22 protein-coding genes and 1 pseudogene are annotated in these 22,456 nt (G+C 69.2%); 10 read left to right on the top strand and 13 right to left on the bottom strand.

Features of this window, described 5'->3' with window-relative positions:
* Position 1 precedes the first annotated feature (1 nt).
* The 6 genes from folC (at position 2) to EBL85_RS01010 (ending at position 6,586) form a co-directional block, all read left to right on the top strand.
* A complete protein-coding gene (folC, locus tag EBL85_RS01035; protein ID WP_123141900.1) occupies positions 2-1,276 on the top strand; it encodes a bifunctional tetrahydrofolate synthase/dihydrofolate synthase in 1,275 nt (424 codons plus the stop codon).
* 105 nt (positions 1,277-1,381) lie between these two features.
* Positions 1,382-1,987 carry an SPOR domain-containing protein gene (locus tag EBL85_RS01030; protein WP_123141537.1) on the top strand — a complete coding sequence of 202 codons (606 nt, stop codon included), beginning with the start codon at positions 1,382-1,384 and terminating at the stop codon, positions 1,985-1,987.
* A 13-nt stretch (positions 1,988-2,000) separates the two neighbouring features.
* Positions 2,001-2,486 (top strand): CvpA family protein, encoded by a 486-nt coding sequence (locus EBL85_RS01025; RefSeq protein ID WP_123141536.1) that lies wholly within the window; start codon positions 2,001-2,003, stop codon positions 2,484-2,486.
* A gap of 347 nt (positions 2,487-2,833) precedes the next feature.
* Complete coding sequence (purF, locus tag EBL85_RS01020; RefSeq protein ID WP_123141535.1) at positions 2,834-4,348, top strand: amidophosphoribosyltransferase; 1,515 nt, start codon at positions 2,834-2,836, stop codon at positions 4,346-4,348.
* Positions 4,326-5,555 (top strand): O-succinylhomoserine sulfhydrylase, encoded by a 1,230-nt coding sequence (locus tag EBL85_RS01015; protein WP_223805977.1) that lies wholly within the window; start codon positions 4,326-4,328, stop codon positions 5,553-5,555. The genes purF and EBL85_RS01015 overlap by 23 nt, the downstream gene beginning before the upstream one ends.
* The gene (locus tag EBL85_RS01010; protein ID WP_123141533.1) at positions 5,552-6,586 is read left to right on the top strand and encodes a phosphoglycerate mutase; all 1,035 of its coding nucleotides are present in this window, start codon (positions 5,552-5,554) and stop codon (positions 6,584-6,586) included. Before EBL85_RS01015 ends, EBL85_RS01010 begins: the two co-directional genes overlap by 4 nt.
* A gap of 4 nt (positions 6,587-6,590) precedes the next feature.
* On the opposite strand, the gene EBL85_RS01005 is transcribed toward EBL85_RS01010, so the two are convergent.
* Both EBL85_RS01005 and EBL85_RS01000 read right to left on the bottom strand, forming a co-directional pair.
* The gene (locus EBL85_RS01005; RefSeq protein ID WP_123141532.1) at positions 6,591-7,079 is read right to left on the bottom strand and encodes an aminoacyl-tRNA deacylase; all 489 of its coding nucleotides are present in this window, start codon (positions 7,077-7,079) and stop codon (positions 6,591-6,593) included.
* Positions 7,080-7,093: 14 nt separating this feature from the next.
* Positions 7,094-7,696 (bottom strand): DUF938 domain-containing protein, encoded by a 603-nt coding sequence (locus EBL85_RS01000; RefSeq protein WP_123141897.1) that lies wholly within the window; start codon positions 7,694-7,696, stop codon positions 7,094-7,096.
* Between the two features lie 330 nt (positions 7,697-8,026).
* Between EBL85_RS01000 and EBL85_RS00995 the strand changes: the two genes are divergently transcribed.
* Together EBL85_RS00995 and EBL85_RS00990 are read left to right on the top strand one after the other, a co-directional pair.
* Positions 8,027-9,274: a hypothetical protein gene (locus tag EBL85_RS00995; RefSeq protein WP_132230557.1), complete on the top strand. Its 1,248-nt coding sequence runs from the start codon at positions 8,027-8,029 to the stop codon at positions 9,272-9,274.
* Positions 9,275-9,350: 76 nt separating this feature from the next.
* Entirely contained in the window at positions 9,351-9,944 is a 594-nt protein-coding gene (locus EBL85_RS00990) for a hypothetical protein (protein ID WP_123141895.1), read from the top strand.
* An 8-nt stretch (positions 9,945-9,952) separates the two neighbouring features.
* On the opposite strand, the gene folP is transcribed toward EBL85_RS00990, so the two are convergent.
* The 4 genes and pseudogenes from folP to EBL85_RS17595 all read right to left on the bottom strand — a co-directional run.
* Positions 9,953-10,810: a dihydropteroate synthase gene (gene folP, locus EBL85_RS00985; protein WP_123141528.1), complete on the bottom strand. Its 858-nt coding sequence runs from the start codon at positions 10,808-10,810 to the stop codon at positions 9,953-9,955.
* A gap of 52 nt (positions 10,811-10,862) precedes the next feature.
* Positions 10,863-11,909 (bottom strand): FAD:protein FMN transferase, encoded by a 1,047-nt coding sequence (locus tag EBL85_RS00980; protein ID WP_123141894.1) that lies wholly within the window; start codon positions 11,907-11,909, stop codon positions 10,863-10,865.
* 100 nt (positions 11,910-12,009) lie between these two features.
* Positions 12,010-12,126, bottom strand: a complete 117-nt coding sequence (locus EBL85_RS17600; protein WP_369958070.1) for a DUF3096 domain-containing protein — start codon at positions 12,124-12,126, stop codon at positions 12,010-12,012.
* Positions 12,127-12,171: 45 nt separating this feature from the next.
* Positions 12,172-12,309, bottom strand: a pseudogene (locus tag EBL85_RS17595) (DUF3096 domain-containing protein); the annotation flags it as partial.
* A 592-nt stretch (positions 12,310-12,901) separates the two neighbouring features.
* Between EBL85_RS17595 and EBL85_RS00970 the strand changes: the two are divergent.
* Complete coding sequence (locus tag EBL85_RS00970; protein WP_190288010.1) at positions 12,902-13,882, top strand: SLAC1 anion channel family protein; 981 nt, start codon at positions 12,902-12,904, stop codon at positions 13,880-13,882.
* Between the two features lie 42 nt (positions 13,883-13,924).
* Complete coding sequence (locus EBL85_RS00965) at positions 13,925-14,725, top strand: OmpA family protein (RefSeq protein ID WP_123141891.1); 801 nt, start codon at positions 13,925-13,927, stop codon at positions 14,723-14,725.
* A gap of 4 nt (positions 14,726-14,729) precedes the next feature.
* Here the strand turns inward: EBL85_RS00965 and EBL85_RS00960 are convergent, their stop codons facing one another.
* From EBL85_RS00960 to EBL85_RS00930, 7 genes are read right to left on the bottom strand one after another with little or no spacing between them, the layout of a single operon-like run.
* Positions 14,730-16,577 carry a V-type ATP synthase subunit A gene (locus EBL85_RS00960; RefSeq protein ID WP_123141890.1) on the bottom strand — a complete coding sequence of 616 codons (1,848 nt, stop codon included), beginning with the start codon at positions 16,575-16,577 and terminating at the stop codon, positions 14,730-14,732.
* 44 nt (positions 16,578-16,621) lie between these two features.
* Positions 16,622-17,311, bottom strand: coding sequence for a hypothetical protein (locus EBL85_RS00955; protein WP_123140827.1), 690 nt, complete (start codon positions 17,309-17,311; stop codon positions 16,622-16,624).
* Between the two features lie 12 nt (positions 17,312-17,323).
* Entirely contained in the window at positions 17,324-18,025 is a 702-nt protein-coding gene (locus EBL85_RS00950) for a hypothetical protein (protein ID WP_123140826.1), read from the bottom strand.
* A gap of 19 nt (positions 18,026-18,044) precedes the next feature.
* Complete coding sequence (locus tag EBL85_RS00945; protein WP_005224595.1) at positions 18,045-18,491, bottom strand: ATP synthase subunit C; 447 nt, start codon at positions 18,489-18,491, stop codon at positions 18,045-18,047.
* A complete protein-coding gene (locus EBL85_RS00940; protein WP_123141889.1) occupies positions 18,488-20,293 on the bottom strand; it encodes a V-type ATP synthase subunit I in 1,806 nt (601 codons plus the stop codon). The genes EBL85_RS00945 and EBL85_RS00940 overlap by 4 nt, the downstream gene beginning before the upstream one ends.
* Complete coding sequence (locus EBL85_RS00935) at positions 20,290-20,895, bottom strand: V-type ATP synthase subunit D (RefSeq protein WP_123140824.1); 606 nt, start codon at positions 20,893-20,895, stop codon at positions 20,290-20,292. Before EBL85_RS00935 ends, EBL85_RS00940 begins: the two co-directional genes overlap by 4 nt.
* Before the next feature lie 16 nt (positions 20,896-20,911).
* Entirely contained in the window at positions 20,912-22,276 is a 1,365-nt protein-coding gene (locus EBL85_RS00930; RefSeq protein WP_123141888.1) for a V-type ATP synthase subunit B, read from the bottom strand.
* Positions 22,277-22,456 lie beyond the last annotated feature (180 nt).

Below are 22,456 nucleotides of genomic sequence, written 5' to 3'. Positions count from 1 at the left end.
GATGCGCTTCGACACCCTTGAGGCCTGGCTCGACTGGCAGGCCGCGCTGCACCCGCGGACGATGGAGCTTGGGCTCGATCGGGTCCGCGCGGTGTGGCGGCGTCTCGAGCACGGTCCCTTCGCCTGCCCGGTGATCTCCGTCGCCGGCACCAACGGCAAGGGCTCCTGCGTGGCCATGCTCGAGGCCACCGCGCTGGCTGCCGGTTATCGCTGCGGCACCTACGGCTCGCCGCATCTGGTGCACTACAACGAGCGTATCCGCATCGACGGCGAACCGGTCGACGACGCCGCGCTGATCGGCGCCTTCGACCGTATCGACCAGGCCCGGGGCGAGATCTCGCTGACCTATTTCGAGTTCGCCACCCTGGCCGCGCTCGATCTCTTCGCGCGCGCCGGGCTCGATCTGGTGGTGCTCGAGGTCGGGCTCGGCGGACGGCTCGATGCGGTCAACCTGATCGATGCCGATGTCGCCGTGGTGACCTCGATCGGGCTCGACCATACCGATTGGCTGGGCGAGAGTCTCGATGACATCGCCCGCGAGAAGGCGGGGATCTTCCGTCCCGCTCGCGCCGCGGTGATCGGTCAGCGCGACGCGCCGGCGGCCCTGCGCGAGGCCGCGCTCGGCTGCGGCGCGCGTCCGCTGCAGCTGGGTGTGGAGTTCGACCGTCACGGCGCCGAGGCCGGCTGGGAGTGGCAGGGCCCCGATGGTCGCCGTCACGCGCTGCCGTTGCCGGCGATGCGCGGCGAGTTCCAGCGCGACAACGCCGCCGCGGCGATCACCGCGCTCGATGCCCTGCGCGAGCGCCTGCCGATCCCGCGCAACGCCTTGCGTCAGGGGCTCGGGCGCGCCCGCCTGCCGGGGCGCTTCCAGGTGTTGCCGGGGACGCCGAGCCATATCCTCGATGTCGCCCACAACGCCCAGGCCGCCGCCGCGTTGGCCACCAATCTGCGCGCCTTCGCCAGTCGTGGTCTGGCGGTGCGGGTGGTGTTGGCGATGCTCGCCGACAAGGAGCCGGAGGCGCTGTTTGCGGCGCTCGCCGATCAGGTCACGCACTGGTACCTGACCGAGACCGACGATGCCCGCGCCATGGCGCGCGAGACGCTGCGCGCGCGTCTGGGTGCGGCCGGACTCGCCGCCGAGGACTGTAGCCTCTGCGTCGACCCGGCGGAGGCGCTGGCGCGCGCCGATGCCGCCAGCGAGGGCGAGGACTGCGTGCTGGTGTGTGGATCCTTCACCACCGTCGGGGCGGCGCTGCGGGTGCTCGGGCACGGCTGATATACTCTCGCCAGGGCGGGCGTCCCGGCCCGCTCCTCGGCCGGGAGTGCCATTCGAGTCATCACGCAGCCGGACGGCTGCGTTCGCTATCGTGGGTGAAGTGTCATGCGTGAAGGTGCCAAGAGACGATTGACAGGGGCGGTGGTAATCGTCGCGCTGGTGGTGATCTTCGTGCCCATGCTCTTCGAGCAACCACCGCTGACCCCGCCCGAGCCGATCCCCGCCGCGATCCCCGAGCAGCCGCCCTTTGCCGATCGCTTCCGCTCCGAGTCCTATCTGGCACCCGACGAGGACGTCGACGAGGTCATCGCGCCGAGGCCGCTGCCCCAGGTCCAACCTCAGGCTGCCTTCCAGACGCCGCGGGAGTCTGTGCCGGAGCCGGAGCCGATGCGCCAGTCCCGCCCGCAGCCCGAGCCTGCGCCGAGCGTCCAGCCCCGTCCAGAGCTGCGTCAGCAGCAGGCGCCGGCCACGCAGTTGCCCTCCTGGGTGGTGCAGGTCGCCAGCCTCGGTACCGCCGCCGGCGCCGCCGAGCTCGAGGCGCGGTTGCGCGCCGCCGGCTACTCGGCCTTCGTCGAACAGGCCGAGGTCAACGGCAAGCGCTACTACCGCGTCCGCGTCGGTCCCGAGATCGATCGTGTCGATGCCGAGCGCGCCGCGACCATGCTGCGCGATCGCCAGGGGCTCGAGACCCTGATTCAGCGCTACCCCTGAGGCCGCATCGGCGATGACCGGGGTCGACCTGGCGTTGCTCGGCCTGGTGCTGTTCTCGGCCTTGATCGGCCTCGCCCGGGGCCTGATCCGCGAGTCGTTCTCGCTCGGCGCCTGGGTCATCGCCCTGCTGTTCGCCTGGACCCAGCACCGCGCATTCGCCGCGGTACTCGCCGACTGGGTCGCACAGCCGGCCCTCGCCCTGGCGCTGGCCTTCGCGCTCTTGCTGGTCGTGGTGCTGCTGCCCGGCGCGGTGCTCGGCGCCATCCTCGGGCGCCTCACCGAGAGGGTCGGCCTGGCGCTGCCGGATCGTCTGCTGGGGCTGGTGTTCGGCACGCTGCGCGGGGTGCTGATCGTGGCGTTCGCGGTATTCCTCGCCGCCCTGACCCCATTGCCAGAATCTGCCTGGTGGCAGGATTCGAGCCTGATCGGCGGCCTCGAGGGCATCGCCCAGCGTATCCTCGAGCGCCTGCCGGCCTCGCTCGGTGCCCGCTTCGGGTGAGGGCGGGACCAGCTACCAGCCGCCAGCCGCCAGTCGCCAGTCGCCAGTGGGGATGGGTGGCGCCCATATGGCGGCAGTGGCTGATGTCTTGCGGCGACGACGGGAGGAACAGCGCCTACTGGAAGCTGGTGGCTGACGGCTGGTAGCTAATAGCGTTTCCCTTCGCGTTCTTCGCGGCTTTGCGGTTCAATCCGCTGGCCGCTGGCGGGCTTGGAATGCGCCCTCCGGCCCCGATCTTGGGCGTTGTGGGTTGCGGGGGCAGGGCGTATCGGGTAATTTCGATCGTTTCCATTCCACCCAATTTCGGTTGTCGTCATCCTCCGTGGCGGCAGACGCGCGAGGACCTCATGTGCGGGATCGTCGGCATCGTCGGTAAGGGCCCTGTTAATCAGTCGCTTTACGACGCGCTCCTAGTTTTGCAGCACCGCGGCCAGGACGCCGCCGGTATCGTCACCTGCGAGGGTGGGCGCTTGCACCTGCGCAAGGACAACGGACTGGCTCGTGACGTGTTCCGTACCTCGCACATGATCCAGCTGCGTGGCGACATGGGCGTGGGACACGTGCGCTATCCCACCGCCGGCGCCTCCAGCTCGGCCGAGGCCCAGCCCTTCTACGTCAACTCGCCCTACGGCATCGTGCTCGCGCACAACGGCAATCTGACCAACGCCGATGCGCTCAAGCGCGACCTGTTCGTCGACGATCTGCGCCACCTCAACACCGACTCCGACTCCGAGGTGTTGCTCAACATCTTCGCCCATGAGCTGCAAAGCCAGGGCAAGCTGAACATCGAGGAAGAGGACGTCTTCCAGGCCGTGGCCGGGGTGCACCGGCGCTGTCGCGGCGGCTATGCGGCGGTGGCGATGATCCCGGGCTTCGGCGTGCTCGGCTTCCGCGATCCGCACGGCATCCGTCCGCTGGTCTACGGCTATCGCGAGACCGCCGATGGTCACGAGTACATGATCGCCTCGGAGAGCGTCGCGCTCGATACCAGCGGCTTCAAGCTGATCGGTGATGTCGCCCCCGGCGAGGCGGTGCTGATCACCCTCGACGGCAAGCTCCACACCCATCAGTGCGCCGCCGAGCCGGTGCTCTCGCCCTGTCTGTTCGAGTTCGTCTATTTCGCCCGCCCCGACTCGATCATCGACAACATCTCGGTGCACAAGGCACGTTCGCGGATGGGCAAGAAGCTCGCGACCAAGATCAAGCGCGAGTGGGGCGATCATGACATCGATGTCGTGATCCCGGTGCCCGACACCAGTCGCACCGCCGCGCTGCAGCTGGCCAACCATCTCGGCGTGCCCTATGCCGAGGGCTTCATCAAGAACCGCTATATCGCCCGGACCTTCATCATGCCGGGGCAGAAGGTGCGCAAGAAGTCGGTGCGCCAGAAGCTCAACGCCATCGATCTGGAGTTCCGCCGCAAGAACGTGCTGCTGGTCGACGACTCGATCGTGCGCGGCACCACCTCGCAGCAGATCATCCAGATGGCGCGCGATGCCGGTGCCAACCGGGTCTATCTCGCCTCGGCCGCGCCGCCGGTGCGCTACCCCAACGTCTACGGCATCGATATGCCGGCGGCCAGCGAGCTGATCGCTTCGGGTCGCACCGAGGCGGAGATCTGTGCCGAGCTCGGCGCCGACGGCCTGATCTTCCAGGACCTCGAGGACCTGATCGACGCGGTGCAGAAGAAGGGCAAGAGCCATGTCGATCGCTTCGATACCTCGGTCTTCGACGGCAACTATGTGACCGGGGACGTGACCCCGGAATACCTCCGCGCCCTCGAGGCCAATCGCAACGACGGCGCCAAGGAACAGCGCTCAGCGCGCAGCGAGAGTGTCATTGACCTGCACAACTCAGTCTGATCCGGGTCTCCCGGAGGAGTCGGCTGGCGCCACGGTGGCGCCGGGCTTTGCCACGCGTGCGGTACGCGCCGGTCAGCGGCGCACGCCCGAGGGCGAGCACGCCGAGCCCATCTTCACCACCTCGAGCTTCGTCTTCTCGAGCGCGGCCGAGGCCGCCGCGCGCTTCGCCGGTGAGGCCGAGGGCAACATCTATTCGCGCTTCACCAACCCCACGGTGCGGACCTTCGAGGAGCGGCTGGCCGCGCTCGAAGGCGGCGAGTGTTGCGTCGCCGCCGCCTCCGGGATGGCCGCGATCCTCGCGCTCTGTCTCGGGACCCTCGAGGCCGGGGATCACGTGGTGGTCTCGCGCAGCGTGTTCGGCAGTACCAGCTCGCTGTTCAGCAAATATCTCGCCCGCTTCGGGGTGGCGACGACCTTCGTCCCGCTCTCCGATCCCGCCGCCTGGGAGGCGGCGATCGGGACGAAGACGCGGATGCTGTTCTGCGAGACGCCGTCGAACCCGCTCACCGAGATGGCCGATCTGCGCGAGCTGGCCGAGATCGCACATCGAGGCGGCTGCCGGCTGGTGGTCGACAACTGCTTCTGCACCCCGGCACTGCAGCGTCCGCTCGAACTCGGGGCCGATGTGGTGGTGCATTCGGCGACCAAGTATCTCGATGGTCAGGGGCGCTGTGTCGGTGGCGCCGTGGTCGGTGATCGCAAGTTGGTCGGCGAGGCGGTGTTCGGCGTGATGCGGACCGCCGGCCCGACGATGAGTCCGTTCAACGCCTGGGTCTTCCTCAAGGGGCTCGAGACGCTCGAGCTGCGGATGCAGGCGCATACACGCGCCGCCGAGCAGCTCGCCCACTGGCTCGACGACCATCCGGCGGTGGCGCGGGTCCATTACCCGGGGCTGCCCCAGCATCCCCAGCACCATCTGATCGGCACCCAGCAGCGCAGCGGCGGCGGTATCGTCTCCTTCGAGGTGCGCGGTGCGCGCGCCGAGGCCTGGCGGGTGATCGACTCGACGCGGATGATCTCGATCACCGCCAACCTCGGTGATGCCAAGACCACCATCACCCATCCGGCGACCACGACCCACGGTCGACTCAGTGCCGCGGAGCGCGCCGACGCCGGTATCACTGAGTCGCTGCTGCGGGTCGCGGTGGGGCTGGAGTCGGTGGCCGACATCCAGGCCGACCTGGCGCGAGGGCTGGCGGTGTCGTGACGGCCCTGGAACTGATCTGCCCGGGACTGCTCGGCCCCCTGCCGCTACGTCCCGAGCCCTTTCCGATACTGCCCAATCTCGACCGTCTACTGGCACGTGCGAGTGTCGTCGACGGGGTTGCCAGCGATCCTTTCGCCGCGCTGTTCGCCGCCTTCGGCATCGCCGCCGAGCCAGGCTGTGATCTGCCCAGTGCGCCCTTGTGTCTGCTCGGCGACGCCCCCGAACTGCTCGCCGGAGAGGGCGCTGCCGCTTACTGGCTGCATGCCGATCCGGTCTACCTGCGCCCGGACATGGAGCGGTTGCGGCTCTTCGAACTCGAGCGCTTCGCACTCGACGCCGAGGAGGCCGCGGCGCTGGTGGCGAGCTTCAACGATCACTTCGCCGACGACGGACTGGAGTTGGTTGCGCCGACCCCGCAGCGCTGGTATCTACGCCTGGCGCGGCCGCCCGCGCTGCGTACCACGCCGCTCTATCGGGTGATGGGCGAGGCGCTCAGCCCGGATGCGATCAGCGGCGACGATGCGCTGGCCTGGAACCGGCTGCTCAACGAGGTGCAGATGCTGTTCTTCGCCGATCCGGTCAATCGCGCCCGCGAGGCGCGTGGCGAGCCGGTGGTCAACGGACTCTGGCCCTGGGGCGGGGGACGGCTGCCGGCGGCGCCGGGGCGGGGGCCTGCCCTGGTGGTGGGCGAGCATCCGCTCACCCACGGGCTGGCACACTGGGCCGGGGTGGGGCACCGCACCCCGGCCCAGTGGTTGCAAGACCCGGCGCTCGGCGAGCGGGGTGTCCTGATCTATGACGAGAGCCCCTGGCGGGCGCTGCACGGGCGCGATCTTGGCGCCTGGTCCGATGCCCTGGTCGCCTGTGATGCCGCGCTCGCCGCGCCGCTGCGCGCGTTGCGTCGGCAGCGCTGGTCGGAGGTCGTGCTCGATCCCTGTGCCGGGACCCGCTATCGCACCTCGGGCTGGGGGCTGTTGCGCGGGTGGCGTCGGCGCGGGTTGCGCGCGCACTGCCGGCTCGCCCGGCGCTGAGGGCTCAGCCCGCGACCGCGAGGTCGAGCGGCTGGGCCTGGAGCAGCTGGAGCGCGGCCCGGGTCTCGACCTCGAGGATGAAGCCGCGCTTGCCGCCGTTGATATAGATCCGCGGCAGTTCGAGGATGCCGCGCTCGCAATAGACCGGCATCGGGTGACGGGTCCCGAACGGCGAGGTGCCGCCGACCCGGTAGCCGGAGTGCCGATCGGCGACCTCGGGCGCGCAGGGGCGCACCCGCTTGGTGCCGATGGCGCGCGCCAGGTGCTGGGTGGCGACCTGACAGTCGCCGTGCATCAGCACGACCAATGGCCGCGCATCGGCGTCCTCCATGATCAATGTCTTGACCACCAGGTGCTCGTCGACGCCGAGTGTCGCCGCCACCTGCGCCGTACCGCCGCCGCTGACATAGTCGTAGCAGTGCGGGGTGAAGGCGATGCCGGCGGCACGCAGCGCCCTGACCGCCTGGGTGACCGGGTGTTTCTCCTTGGCCATGTTCCTCCCCTCGTTCAGTGTCGCCGCCACACCAGGATGCGGTTGTTCGTCGGCATCGCATGTTCGGCCAGCGCCTCGAAGCCGTTGTCCTCGGCCAGCCCCAGCAGCCAGGTGCGATCGCGCACCCCCATCGCCGGGTCGCGCGCGCGCAGCCAGGCGTCGAAGGCGGCGTTGCTCTCGCTGGTCGGTCGGCCATCCTCGTGGAAGGGGCCGTAGAGGGCGAAGAGCCCACCGGGGGCGAGTACCTCGCCGAGTCCACTGAACATCGCCGCGACCGCCGCGACCGGCATGATGTGCGCGGTGTTGGCGCTGAAAGCGGCGTCGAACCCGGGTGTCGGCCAGGGATCGCGCAGCACGTCGAGCGCGATCGGCTCGGGCAGGTTGGGCAGCGCCGCCTCGCCGATCCACTGACGCATCCCCGGCAACTCGTCGGCGCGGTCGCTGCACTGCCAGCACAGCTCGGGCAGTGCCGCGGCGAAATGGACCCCGTGCTGCCCGGTGCCGCTGCCGATCTCCAGCAACCGGCGCCGTCCGGCATAGAGCGGGGCGATCACCGCGAGGATGGGGGCGCGATTCTGATCGCAGGACTCGGCGTAGGGCTTGGTGGTCGATTGCATCGGTGGACTCGTATGTGGTGGCGACGACAGCGCCTCGATCGGCCACAGGATGCCGCGCGCCGGGAGCGGTCGCAAGTCAGCTGCCAGCTATCAGCTTCCAGCTATCAGCTTCCAGCTATCAGCTGCCAGCCGCCAGTGGCCGCCTGCCCCCAAGCGCTGGCACCAAGCGCGTGTGATGGCAGGCAATGCCGTCGTCAGGGGCGCATACTCACTGGCGGCTGGCGGCTGGCGGCTGGCGGCTGGCGGCTGGCGGCTGGCGGCTGGTACTGGAGCCCGTGGCATGATCGGCTATCATGGTGGCTTTGTGCCGCCTGGGCGGGGGTGCCCTCGATGTCGACGCCGAATCCCGATCCGCAGTCAGTTCGCAGACGTGGCGCCGTCGTGGTGTCGCTGCTGGTGCTCGGTGCGCTGTTGCTGGTGCTCGGCGGCTGCGCCGGTTCCGGCGGCACGGTGCAGGGGGCGGCGCCCTGGCGCACCCCGGGTGCCCAGCTCGCCGCCGAGCGTGCCGATGGGCCGCGTCCGTCGATGTCGGCCCATGTGCTCTACAGCACCGACCCGCTCGGTCTGCGCCAGGAGTTGCAGACGCGCTGCGCGGGGATGGATGGGCGTGGCACCGGGGCGGTATTGAGCACCCTGGTCACCGATCTCTATCTCTCCGGGGTGGAGCCCGGGGAAGGTGCCGAGGCGCTGTTGCGCGGCGGCTGTGCGCCGGTCAGCGAGATCGTCACCGAGATGATCGCCCAGGGCGGGGAGTCGGCCTTCGATCCGGTGCTCGAGCGCGCGCTGATGCTCACCGGTTCGGGCGCGCGCGAGACGCTCGAGCTGGCCGCCGCCGAGGGGCTCGAACGTCGCGCCCGGCTGCTCGATGCCAGCGACGGGCCGTTGCGCGAGTCGCTGGTCTATGCCATGCGCTACTATCCCTCGGGCGCGCCGACCAGCGAGACCCAGACGGCGGTGGCGATGAACCTGCTGTTCGAGCGCGCCGAGTCCGGCTACGGCCTCTATACCTTCGTGCTGCTCGGACGCACCAGCGCGCTCGATGCCGCCGACGTGCAGCGCTATCGCGAGCTGTTCCGCATCATCGAGACCTATGTGGCGAGCGCCAGTGGCGTGAGTGAGCCGCGGCGCGAGGCGCATGCCTTCCTGGTGCCGGTCTATGCCGACTCCGGCGACATGGCGCTGGTCGATCAACTCGCCCCCGAACTCTCCGACCTGATGCGTTACCGGCTCGGCCGTGCGTTGCGCCGCCATGGCCGACCGGGCCCGGCGGCCCGGCTCGAGAGCGGCGCCGGCCCCTTCCTGATGACCAGCACCGATCCGCAGCTGTTGCCGCTCGAGGTCGGTGCGCCCCGGTTGCTGATCGACCTCTCCGGGGTCGGCGCCGAGTATCTCTACGGCATCATCGATGCCTGCGATCGGCCGGTCGAGGACGCGGCGGCGCTGGAGCGGCTGCGCGAACGGCTGCGCCTGTTGCTCGACGAGGCGCCGGCCGACTGGCTCGAATGGATCGAACCTCGAGCGCCCTCGACACCACGCGCCGCGACCGTCGTGGCGGCGCCGTCGTCGGTGGTTGGGTGAGCGGCCGTCGGGCAGGCACGGATCCTTCGTCGGGCCACGCCCGCGCGTGGCTTCACAACCTGAGCAGATGAGATTGATGAGCATCATTCCACACAGCCTTGGCAGCCTGATCCGATTCCTGATCGGTATCTTCCTGCTGCAGGGAGTCACCGCACTCTTGGTCTACACCGCGCTGAGCACCGACTGGCAGACCACCTGGCCACTGTTCGCGCTGCTCGGTGGCGCCATCGGCATCCTCGTCGCGCTGTGGTTCAACACCATCGCCGATGCCTACCGCCACCGCGCCACCTCGCGGTTGAGCGAGCGCTTCTCCAAGGAGCGCGAGAAGATCCGGGTCAAGGCCGAGCAGCAGCGTGCCAAGGCCGGACGCTCGCAGGAGCGGCTGGCGGCCAAGGCGCGACGTAGCTCCTGGGGGGCGAGCCTCAAGACCGGCGCTGTGGTCGGCGGTACGGTGGGAATCGGGATCACCATGATGCTGACCCAGTTCGTCACCCTCGGGCTGGTGACCCTGAGCGCCGCCGGTGGCGCGGCGCTCGGCTACGGGGTACGGGCGCGCCAGCAGCGGGCGATCGACAACCGCCGTCTGGCCGCCGAGGCACGCGAGCTGAAGACGCTGGAGACGGTGTCCGAGCGGCGGGTGCTGCCGCGCCATCGCGCCGCCGGCGACTAGCCCGACCCTCAGCCTGTCACCAGTGTGCCGGTGGCGCGCATCCCGGCGCCCCTGAGCGCCCAGGCGACGTCGGCGGCCTGACGGTTGCCGGCGACGTCGTGTACGCGGAAGACCTCGATCCCGGCGAGCACGCCCGCGGTGGTGGTGGCGGCGGTCGCCGCATCCAGTGCTGCCGGGTGCGGCTCATCGCAGATCGCGCCGAGGAAGCGCTTGCGGCTGGCGCCGAGCAGCACCGCGAAGCCGTGCGCGCGCAAGCGATCGAGCGCGGCGATCAGCGCAAGGTTGTGCGCGAGGGTCTTGCCGAAGCCGATGCCGGGGTCGAGCAGGATGCGCTCGGCGGCGACGCCGGCGGCGCGCGCGAGGCGCGCGCGCTCGAGCAGATAGTCCTCGACCTCGGTGGTCACGTCACCATAGCGCGGGTCCTGCTGCATGGTCTCGGGGCGTCCCTGACGATGCATCAGCACCAGGGTGGCGCCGGTCTCGGCGGCCAGTGCGAGCAGTCCGGGATCGTCCTCGCCGGCGGCGGTGTCGTTGATCCAGCTGGCGCCGGCGGCGAGCGCCGCACGCGCGACCTCGGCGCTGGTGGTGTCGATGCTGATCTCCACGCCCGCCGGGAGCCGCTTGCGCAGCGCGCCGATCACCGGCAGCACGCGCTCGCACTGTTCGGCGGCGGGCACCGCGCGTGAGCCGGGGCGGGTCGACTCGCCGCCGACATCGATGATGTCGGCCCCGGCGCGGGCGAGTGCGAGACCGTGGGCGACGGCCGCCTCGGGTGCGAAGTGCTCGCCGCCGTCCGAGAAGCTGTCCGGGGTGACGTTGAGGATGCCCATGATCCGTGGCGGGGCCGTAGGGGCTTGGTTGTGCATGAGGGAGGGACTCCTGGGCGATGGCGCCGGGGCAGGGGCCCGGCGCCGACGATCACTCGGCGGTGAGCGCCGCGAAGCGTGAGGTGGCGCGGTCGCTGTAGCCGTCGCCCTCGCGGACGACGAAGAAGGCGGCGATATCATGCGCCTCGGCCAGCGCGAGGCCGGCCTCGGGGCCGAGCACCAGCAAGGCGGTGGCAAGCGCGTCGGCCTGGGCGCAGTCGGCGGCGATCACGCTCACCGATGCCAGGGTGTGGGTGACCGGGCGCGCGGTGATCGGGTTGATGGTATGGCTGTAGAGCTTGCCGTCGCGCTCGTAGAAGTTGCGATAGTCGCCCGAGGTGGCCATGGCGGCATCGTGCAGGGTGACGATGCGATGGACCTCGCGCACGCCGGGCTCGGGGCGCTCGATGGCGATCCGCCAGGGGGTGCCGTCGGGCTTGGTGCCGCTGGCGCGCAGCTCGCCGCCGACCTCGGCGAGATAGTCGGTGACGCCCGCCGCCTCGAGCACCGCCGCGACCTGATCGACGCCATGGCCCTTGGCGATGCCGGAGAGATCGACATAGACGCCTGGTTTCTCCTTGCGCAGCGCCGGGGGATCGAGTCGGTACTCGAGCCGGGGGAAGCCGATGCGCTCGCGTACCTCGGCGAGCTGCGCATCGCTCGGCAGCTGTTCGGGAGGCTGGCCGGGACCGAAGCCCCAGAGGTTGACCGCCGGGCCGACGGTGACGTCGAAGGCGCCGATGCTGAAGATGCTGATGCGCTCGGCGAGCGCGACCAGCGCGGCCAGCTCCAGGGAGACCGGGAACCAGTCGCCCGAGTCGCTGGCGTTGAAGCGCGACAGCTCCGAGTCGGGACGATAGGTCGACATCAGGTCGTTGACCTGTTCCAGTCGGGCATCGATCCGCGTCTGCAGCTGCTCGGCCGAGAGCGCGTCGGGGAGCCCGTAGAGCTTGACGCTGTAGTGCGTGCCCATGGTGCGCCCCTGGAGTTCCACGGGGGCGTCGTCCTGGGCGCAGCCGGCGAGTGCGAGCAGCGCACCGAGCAACAGGATCGGGAGGAGGCGCCAGCGCGGCGGCGCGAGTACGGCGATGGATGGCATGGGTCCTTCTCGGGCCGTTTGGCCCTGATCGTCTGATGACCGGCACGCGTGTCGGCGGGCCGGGGCTAGGGATGATTGCGGGGCGAGACGCGGCGCGCCATCAGGGGTGCAGCAGCCCGGCGCCGAGCAGGCCGATCAGGATCAGGTAGATCCCCACCACGTAGCTCAGCAGGTTGGGGCGGATCAGGATCAGCACCCCGGCGACCAGGGCGATCACCGCCTGGGGCGCGAACGGCTGGCCGGCGAAGGCCGTCAGCAGACCATGGATGCCGACCAGCAGCAGATAGGCGGCGACGGCATAGTTGAGCACCCGCGGTACGGCGAGGATCAGCACACCGGTGAGCACGGCGGCGATCGCCGGTAGTGGCCAGTGTTGCAGCAGGGCCGGGAACTGGTCCATGGGTCGTCTCTCCTGTGCGTTGATCGTGCCCGATCGCGTCTCGACCGAATGGGTCATTCTAACGGCCGCCAGCCGCCAGCCGCCAGCCGCCAGCCGCCAGCCGCCAGCCGCCAGCTACCAGCTACCAGCTACCAGCTACCAGCTACCAGCTACCAGCTACCAGGGGATTGAACCGCGAAGACACCAAGGACGCAAAGGGGAATAAGCTGCCAGCGATCAGCCACCAGTGGGTGCGGACCCCCGCTGCCTGTGGTCTTGCGCCGACATCACACATCATTCACTTTGCGCGCTTCGCGGCTTTGCGGTTCAAGCCTGGCGGCTGGCGGCGCTATAACCAAGTTTCGAGCTGTGATATTTGTCAATGCGTGTGCGAGGTGCCGGGCTCTACACTGCATGACCTCTCGATCCTTCCTCGATAGCCGTCGCCGGGCCGATGTCCGGCGACCCGGTGTGGAATCCATAGGAGTACCGCGATGACCACCAGCCCACTGCCGGCGTGGCCGGCCCAGCTCTGGCCCTTCGTCCCGGCGACCGCGACCGCGTTGGCGCTTGCCCTGTTGCTGTTCGGGTCGGCGCTGTGAGCGGCGCGCAGATGGATGTCCAGACCAGCGGCGGCGTGCCGCAGGGGCGTCTCGCCTTCTTCCCGATCCCGTTCTTCGCCATGGTGATGGGGATGAGTGGGCTGACCATCGGCTGGGAGAAGGCGCAGCACCTGCTCGGCCTGGATCTCGGGATCACCCCCTGGCTGGTTGGTTTCAGCAGCCTGCTGTTTCTCACCCTGGCAGTGCTCTATGTCGCCAAGCTGCTGCGTTATCCGCAGGCGGTACTCGCCGAGTTGCGCCACCCGGTCAAGCTCAACTTCTTTCCCACCATCTCGATCAGTCTGCTGTTGCTGGCCATCGCCTATCTGCCGTTGCAACCGTCGGTGAGCCGGATGCTGTGGTTCGCGGGGGCAGGGCTGCACCTGGTCTTCACCCTCTATATCGTCAGCGCCTGGATGCATCAGGAGCACTTCAAGGTGCAGCATATGAACCCGGCCTGGTTCATCCCGGCAGTGGGTAATGTGCTGGTGCCGATCGCCGGGGTGCCGCTGGGGTTCGAGTCGGTCTCCTGGTTCTTCTTCAGCGTCGGTGTGCTGTTCTGGCTGGTGCTGCTGACCATCATCTTCAACCGCGTGCTGTTCCACAACCCGATCGAGGACCGGCTGACCCCGACCCTCTTCATCCTGATCGCGCCTCCGGCGGTCGGTTTCATCGCCTACACGCGACTGGTCGACAGCCTCGATACCTTCGCCCTGGTGCTCTATTTCGCCGCGATGTTCCTGACCCTGTTGCTGTTCAGTCAGGCCGGGCGTTTCCTGCGGTTGCGCTTCTTCCTCTCCTGGTGGGCCTATTCCTTCCCGCTGGCCGCCTTCAGCATCGCCTCGATGGTGATGGCCGAGCAGACCGAGGCGTTGTTCTATCGCTATTTCGGCGTGGCGATGCTCACCATGCTCACCGGCATCATCGTGATCCTGCTGTGGTCGACCCTGCGGGCGGTGCTGCGGCGCGGGATCTGCGTGCCCGGGCATTGAGCGTGTTGCGTCATCGGTTGTCGTCTTCAGGAGTCATCTGCCATGTCTGAACAGACCCCGGCGAGCGCCACCAAGGCCTGGCTCGTCATTCCCTTTCTGTCGCTGATGTTCGTCGCCGGGCTGGCCCTGGTCTATGTCGTCGACGACGGCCTGACGGTGTCGACTGGCACCGCGGTCGCGGACGAGACGACGTCGCCCGATCCGCTGGCGTCGCTGCACGCCGCGCTGGCCGAGCAGGAGACGCGCTGGCAGGCGCAGCAGCAGCGCATCGAGCGTTTGGAGCAGGCGCTGCGTGAGCGCGCGCAGCGTGAGGCCGTCGAGACGGAGGCGCTGGAGCGCCGGATCGAGGGGCTGCGCGCGGTACTCGGTCAACGCGTCGAGACCGTCGAGAGCGCTGATGAAGAGGTGGCGCATGCCGGGTTGCTGCGCGACTACGCCGCACTCGGTGCGCGTTTCACCCCGCGTGGCGCCCTGGTGAGTCTGGGGGAGGAGAGGTTGCGTTTCGCCCCCGGTGCCGCCGAGCTGCCCGAGGGGCCGATCGCGCCGCTGACGGCGATCGCCGAGCATCTGCAGGCGCACCCTGAGTTGCAGCTGCTGCTGAGTGGGCACACCGATGCCAGCGGCGATGCGTCGGGCAACCTGGTGTTGTCGCAAGCGCGCGCCGCGGCGGTCGCCGCGGCGCTGGTCGCGCTCGGGGTCGAGTCGGCGCGGATCACGGTCGAGGGTGTCGGCTCGAGCGAGCCGCTGGTCGAGGAGATCGATGCCGCGTCGCGCGCGCGCAATCGCCGGGTCGAGGTCTATTTCACCCTGCCCGGCGTCGGCGAGGACCGCGACCCGGCGTAAGGACTCAGCCGGTCGCCGCCAGTGCGACCGGGGTGTCCTCGTCGAGCGCGGCGATCTCCTCGAGCAGGCGGGTGAAGTCGTGCGAGTCCTGGGCGGCGTAGTTGAGGTTCTTCAGTAGCGCGGTGAGCCGGGTGAAGAAGGCGCGCGCGGCGTCCTTGTCGGCAAAGGCGCGCTCACGCCCGATCAGGCTGTCGATCAGCTCGAAGATCTGGCGCTGGCGCGCCAGTGGTACCGCCGCGTCGACCGCGTCGAAGGCGTCCTGCTGGAGGAAGGTCATGTCGAGCAGCAGCGCCTGCTGGTAGGTGACGTAGTCCTCGGTGGTCACGCCCTCCTCGCCGGTGACCTGCATCATCTGCTGCACCGCCTCGCCACGGACCAGGAGCTGCTGCATCGCCTCGACCCGACGGTTCCAGTCGGCACCGAGATGTTGTTCGTACCAGGGGGCGAGCTGGCCGAGATAGCGTGACCAGGAGATCAACGGGTCGATCGCCGGATAGAAGCGCTTGTAGGCGCGATCGTAGGACAGTCCGAGGAAGCACTTGACGGTGCTCAGGGTCGACTGGGTGACCGGTTCCTCGAAGTTGCCCCCGGCCGGCGAGACGGTGCCGATCATGGTCAGGCTGCCGACGCTGGCGTCGGCGGTGCGCACCACCCCGGCGCGCTCGTAGACGCTGCGGATCGCCGAGTCGAGATAGGCGGGGAAGGCCTCCTCGCCGGGGATCTCCTCGAGCCGCCCGGAGGTCTCGCGCATCGCCTGCGCCCAGCGCGAGGTGGAGTCGGCCAGCAGCAGCACCTGATAGCCCATCTGGCGGTAGTACTCGCCGAGGGTGATGCCGGTGTAGATCGAGGCCTCGCGCGAGGCCACCGGCATCGACGAGGTGTTGCAGATGATGATGGTGCGATCCATCAGCGAGCCGCCGGTCTTGGGGTCGGAGAGCTGGGGGAACTCGCTGATGGTCTCGACCACCTCGCCGGCGCGCTCGCCGCAGGCGACCACGATCACGATGTCGACGGCGGCGTGCTTGGCCAGCAGGTGTTGGAGCACCGTCTTGCCGGCGCCGAAGGGGCCGGGGATGCAGCCGGTGCCGCCGCGGGCGATGGGAAAGAAGGTGTCGATCAGACGGATGCTGGTGGTCATCGGCTCGTCCGGATAGAGCCGCTCGGTGGTGCGCGTGCGCAGCATGTGCTCGGTGAGCGCGCGGCGTACCGGCCAGCGCTGGATGAGATCGAGCGAGCGCTCGTGGCCGCGCCGGTCGCGGATGCGCGCCACCGGGGTGTCGACGGTGATACTGCCCTCCTGGATCCAGGTCACCTCGACCTCGCCCTCCTGATCGAAGGGCACCATGATCTTGTGGGTGTAGCGTCCCTCCTGGACGGTGCCGAGCACCCCGCCGGCGCGCAGCCGCGCGCCGTGCTGGACCAGCGGCACGAAGGACCACTTGCGGTTGCGATCGAGGGCGTCGAGATCGACCCCGCGCGGCAGGAACACGCCATGGGTGATGGCGATCTTCTCCAGCGGGTTCTGCAGGCCGTCGTAGACCTCGCCGAGCAGTCCCGGGCCGAGCTCGACCGAGAGCAGCTCATCGGACTGCTCCACCGGATCGCCGATGCTCACCCCGCGGGTGTCCTCGAACACCTGCACGTCGGCGAACTCGCCGCGCACCCGCAGCACCTCGGACTTGAGTCGCTCCCCGTCGCTACGCTCGGGGCGGATGAACACCACCTCGTTCTTCTTCAGCGGCAGGCGCGTACCGTTGCGCCAGCCGGCCTCGATGGTGGCCAGGCTCTCCTGGACCGAGACCACCCGGGCGGGCGAGTCGGCCTGGACCTGGGGTGTCAGCGCGTCATCCATTGCGGGTTCCTCTTCGGCAAGGTCGGGCGATCGGCGCGGCGCGCTCAGGCCGCCGCCTCGGGGGTGAGTTCGACCCCGTCGAGCGCGGTCTCGATCAGGTCATCGAAGCGCGCCAGTGCGCGCTCGTGGTGATAGCTGGTCCAGCGGGCCACCAGATCCCAGCGCAGCGCGTAGATGATCACCGCGGCGAAGTCGAAGTGGTGGCCGTCGTGGAGTCGTTCGAGATGCTCCCAGACCGTCCTCAGCAGCAGTCGCTCGACGCCGATGGCATCGCCTTGGTCGAGGCGGCGCGCGGCCTCCGGCAGCCAGGGGCAGGCGCGTTCGAGCCGGAACGCCGGTTCGTTCCAGTGGCGGCGCACCTGTTCGGTCCAGCGCCCGTATCCCCAGCGCCGCTCGCTCGGCGGCGGCTCGCCACGATGGCGACGGCGCAGCGCGCAGATCAGCGTGCGCATCTCCAGTCGCCAGTCGGCGAGGTCGCGGGCGAAGGGATCGGGCAGGGTGGGGATCTGCCGCCGGGCGCGCTCGAGGACGGCCTGGTCGCTGCTGTGCGGGTCCTGCTCGGCCCATTCGATCAGGGTTCTCAGGGTGCGCAGGGTGCGCGCGTCCTCGGCGTCGAGCTGGGTCAGGCGCTGTTCGAGACGGATGCGCGAGAGCGGCGTCTGGCGCGCGGTGAACAGCGCCCCGTGCGCCGGCAGTGCGCTCAGCAGCATGGCGTAACGGTGTGAGTCGGTCATGGCGCCACCCCGCTACTTCACCATCCCCTCGAGGATGGCGCGGAAGCGAGGCTGGAGGTGGGCGAGCAGCAGCGCCGCGACCTTGTCGTCGGTGAGGTCGATCTGCACGTCCTGGTCGCGCAGCGAGAGACGGATGCCCTGGCTGTCGTCGTCGCCGACGCTGAAGGTCACGCCCTCGGCGAGCACGTTGCCGGCGATCGAGAGCACGAAGTGCGACAGCGAGCCCTCGCGCAGTTCCAGCGGGTTGCGCCGCAACTCCTCGGGGCCGACCAGCGCCTTGGGCAGCTGGATGTCGACCGCCTGGCCGGCATCGATGCCGGCCTCCTCGCGTGCGGCGCGACCGACCTCGAGGATCAACTGTTGGAGGAAGCTCTGCTGTTCGAGCTCGGCGGCGATCAGCCGCTTGACCTCGTCGCTGAAGCGATCGGAGAGCTCGGACTTGAGCCGCAGCACGGTGTCGCGCATGGCGATGCGCAACGCCTCCTCGCCGCCCTTGCGCAGGGCCTCGGCCTCGCGCCGTGCCTCCTCGACGATGGCCGCGGCGCGCTCATTGGCGGCGCGCTCGATCTCGCCGGCCTGACGGCGCGCGGCGCGCTCGATCTCGCCGGCCTGGTCGCGCCCGGCGCTCACCCCTTCCTCGCGCAGCCGCGCGATCAGGGTCTCGATACCGGAGGAGGCGAGCCCCTCGGGGATGCCGCTGTCTGTGGTGGTCATCTGTTCAGCTCCCCCCGGTTCAGGCCGGGATGCCGCCGGCGAGCACCAGCGCGAAGACGAAGGCGAACACCGCGAAGCCCTCGACGATCGCCGCCGGGGCCAGCGACAGACCGAAGATCTCGGGCTTGGTCTTGCTCGCGTGGATCGCCGAGGCACAGGCCTGGCCCTGGCGTACCGCCGAGAACAGCAGCGCCAGGCCGGCGAGGATGCCGATGCCGAACAGCGCCGGGGCGGTGTCGACGGTGACCTCGCGCTGCAGGGTGAACATGATCACGATGCCGTAGATGACCTGGGAGGAGGGCATCACCGAGATGCCGATATAGCGGCCGTAGCCGGAATCGGTGTCGACCATGGCGCCGATCGCCGCCTGACCGGCGATCGCGCAGCCGATGATGCTGCCGATGGCGCCGAGCGCCATGGCACCGCACAGCCCCGCCCAACCCAGTGCAATCACCAGTTCGTTCATTCGCTCAGCTCCGTCTTCTTGAAGGGCTTGAAGGGATAGCCCTCGCCGGCCAGCGCCCAGTTGTAGAACTCGATGAAGTTCAGACGCAGTCCGTGCACCACGCCGCTCATCAGACAGAGCGCGAGGTTGAGGACGTGACCGACGAGGAGGATGAGGATCGAGAGCAGCAGTCCGAGTCCGGGCTGGCCCTGCTGGACGTCGCGCGCCAGCTCGTTGAAGGTCAGCGCGAGCGAGGCCGAGGCCAACCCCAGCGCGAACAGGCGCAGATAGGAGAGCACGTCGCCGAAGGCCTGGGTGACGCGCACCAGTTGGCGCAGACCGTCGAGCACACGTAGCAACGCCGAGGTCGGGCTGCGTATCGGACGGTCGCTGCCGAGCGTGAAGAGCGCGATCAGGCCGCCGCCGAGCAGCCACTGGCCGAGGGTGGCGAGCCAGAGCGGTCCGCTCGGGCCGGTGCCGCTCCACAGCGCGAAGCCGCCGAGCAGGGCGGCGATCCAGGCGAGCGCGATACGGCGCTCGGCCCCGGGAGCGCTGCTCAGCGCGCGTTCGACATTGGCCAGCACCAGGTGGAGCACGCCGATCGCCACCGACAGCCACATCATGGTGGCGAAGTCGTCGAGATCGAAGACCCTGAGCTGGCCGAGCAGCCCATCGGGCGCTGGCGTGACGCCGAAGTAGCTCCCCACCAGGATTCCCCAGAGCAGCGCCCCGCCGCACAACGCGAGCGCGAGCAGGCGCAGCCGCCCCCCGGTCTCGCTGCGCCCGAGGCGGCGCCAGCCGAGTGCCAGCGCGGCGCCGAGCACCAGCGCGTAGCCGGCGTCGGAGAGGATCATCGCGAAGAACAGGGTGAAGGAGAAGAACAGCACCCGCGACGGGTCCCAGCTGCGATAGGCCGGCATCTGGTAGAAGCCGACCAGGTCCTGACCGGCGGCTACCGGGGCCGGATTGTCGAGCCGGGTCGGTGGTTGATCATCCGCGCCCGGGGCCTCGAGCAGCAACGCGAGGCCGAGCTGGTCGGCCAGCGCCTGCACGCCGGGGCAGTCCTCGAGCGCGACCCAGCCCTGGACCAGGAACAGCGCCTCGTCGTCATAGGTCTGGGCGCGGGCGTAGTTGAGCCCGGCCTGGTCCTCGGCCTCGGCGAGATGCGAGGAGAGCAGATAGATCCAGCGGGTGAGCGCGTGACGCTCGGCGATCACTGCCTCGAGTTCGATCTCGGCGCGTTCGAGCCGGCGCGCGACCTCGGAGCGACTGAACGCGCCGGTGTGGGTACGCGCCACCGGCAGGGCGTCGGCCGGCGGTTCGCGCTCGGCGATCACCACCACCCAGGCCTGACGATGGTCGCGATGGACGATCTGCCAGGGCAGTTCGAGTCGGGCGAGGGCGTCGAGCTGACGCAGCGGCAGGATGTAGAACCACAGCTTGCGTCCGGCGAGCGCCGCCGGCTCGGGGAGGCTGAACTCGCCCCAGGGCTCGAGTTCGGCGAGGCGCTGGCGCAGGGCGTCGCGGCGATCGCTGATGTCGCGCAGCCGCTGCTGGTTGTCGAGCACCTGGGTGATGGTCGCGGCGAGGTCGAAGTCGGTCGGCTCGCGGACCTGGCGGCGTTTGTCCGGCACCTCGCGCAGATGGCGCAGCGCCTTGCGCGCCTCCAGGGCATGGGGCGAGGGGGTGCGCTCGGGCTCTCTGGGGTGAGCGCCGAGTTCGACCAGGTGCATGCAACCGAGCTGCTGGAGCTGCTCGAGCACCGCGTCCTTGTCGGCCGCGAGTCCGGCCAGGGTGACGCGGCGCATCGTCATGATGCTCATGCCAGACCTCCCCGTTGACGCTTGGCCTTGGCGATCTTGGAACGCACCACGGCGGCGCGCTCGGCGTCGGAGAGGGCGACGCGGATGCGCTTGATATGGGCGCGGGTGCGTGGGATCAGCACCTTCTCGAACAGGTTGACGCGCTGGGTGACCTTGCGCACTGCGGTCTCGAGCAGGGTCACGCGCTGTTGCTGCAGACGCAGTCGGATGCGCAGTTCGAGCATCTGTTCGAGCCGCTCGACCAGTGGATCGACCCAGTGCGGGCGGCTCAGACAGCCGTAGTCGACACGGTCGAAGTCGACTCCGACGAGCCGCGGCAGCCGGGTGCCCATGCGATTCTCCTCGTCGATGCGGATCTGGGTGACGCGGGTCAGTCCGGCCAGCGGGATCTCGGTGTTGGCGAGCATCGGCAGCTGTTCGCGCACCTGTTCGCGCAGGGTGGCGATGGCTTGCTCGAGCGCGGTGCGCTCGTCCTGGGCGCGGGCGCGCTCGGCGAGTAGCTGGCGGCGCTTGAGATCGAGCGAGGGCAGATAGCGCTCGAAGGTCTGCAGCTGGCGCTGTTGCTTGGCCAGCGATGACTTGCTCAGGCTCAGTCGTGCCATGGCCGCGCTCCCGGGGTCAGGCGACCGCGTCGTGCGGGTCGTCGAGGCGGGGGAAGTACTTGTCGATGAGCTGTTGCTTCATCAACAGGTCCGCGGGCTCGAAGCACTCGGCCAGGGTCTGCCAGCAGAGATCGAGCGCGGCCTCGAGCGGCAGGCTGACCTCGATGTCCATGAAGCGCTCGCGAAACAGCCGACCGAACCTGAGCAGGCGGTGGTCGAACTCGGAGAGTTCGAAGGCCATCGCCTGTTTCTGCTCGGCGTCGCGGGCGCCGGAGTAGAAGCGGATCATGGTGTTCATGATCTGGCCGTGGTCCTCGCGGGTGACCTTGCCGATGACATGCTGCTTGAGTCGCGAGAGTGAACCGAAGGGGTCGATGGCGCCGTCGTGCAGATAGAACTGCCCCTCGGTGATGTAGCCGGTATTGTCCGGGACCGGATGGGTGACGTCGTCGCCGGGCATGGTGGTGACCGAGAGGATGGTCAGTGAGCCGCCGTCCTTGTAGTCGGCGGCCTTCTCGTAGCGGCGCGCGAGCTGGGAGTAGAGGTCGCCCATGTAGCCTCGGTTCGAGGGGACAGACTCCATCGCGATACCGACCTCCTTCATGGCGTCGGCATAGGCGGTCATGTCGGTCAGGAGCACCAGCACCCGCTTGCCCTCCTCGACGGCGAAGCGCTCGGCCACCGCCAGCGCCATGTCCGGCACCAGCAGCCGCTCGACCACCGGGTCGGAGGCGAGGTTGACGAACATCACCGTGCGGGCGAACACCCCGGCATCCTCGAAGCGACGCAGGAAGTAGTGATAGTCGTCGAAGATCAGCCCGAGGCCACCGAACACCACGATGTCGGCGTCGGCCTGGATGCCGATGCGCGCGAGCAGCTGGTTGTAAGGCTCACCGGCGACCGAGAAGATGGGGATCTTCTGGCTCTCGACCAACGAGTTGAAGACATCGATCATCGGCACGTCGGTGCGGATCATCTTCGAGGCGAGCAGTCGGCGCGCGGGGTTGGCCGGCGGACCACCGATGTCGAGCTTGGGGTCCTGGGAGAGGTCGGGGGCGGTGTCGAGGGGCTCGCCGTCGCCACGGAATACCCGCCCGAGGATGTTGGCCGAGTAGGTGACCTGCATCGGGTGCCCGAGGAAGCGTACCGAGGCCTCGGTGGAGAGCCCCTTGGTGCCGGCGAAGACCTGCAGCGAGACCAGGTCGCGGTCGATGCGGATGGCGCGCGCCAGCGAGCTGAAGCCACCGGGGTCCTCGACCAGCGCCAGATCGTCGAAGGCGACACGGGTCTGAGTGTTGCCGCCGCGGCTCGGGACCCTCACCTTGAGGATGTCTCCGACGATCTCGACGACCTTGGAGTAGCGAACCAGGGTTTGGGTCACCTTGAGGGTCTCCGTGCTGGTCTGGCGCGGGGCGGATGCCTCGGGCCTGCTCTCAGTCGATGGTATCAGCTGCGTCTCGATGGCTCCAGTTGACAATGGTCTGGTCGGTGCTCGAACGGTGGCCCTGTGGGGCGTTGCCGACGGTCATCCGGCGGTCGTGTTTTCCTCGTCGAAACATGC

The organism is Marichromatium sp. AB32 (assembly GCF_003718675.1).
GTDB lineage: Bacteria > Pseudomonadota > Gammaproteobacteria > Chromatiales > Chromatiaceae > Marichromatium > Marichromatium gracile.
The sequence above is the reverse complement of the archived record's forward strand: the minus strand, read 5'-3'. Positions and strand labels throughout refer to the sequence as shown.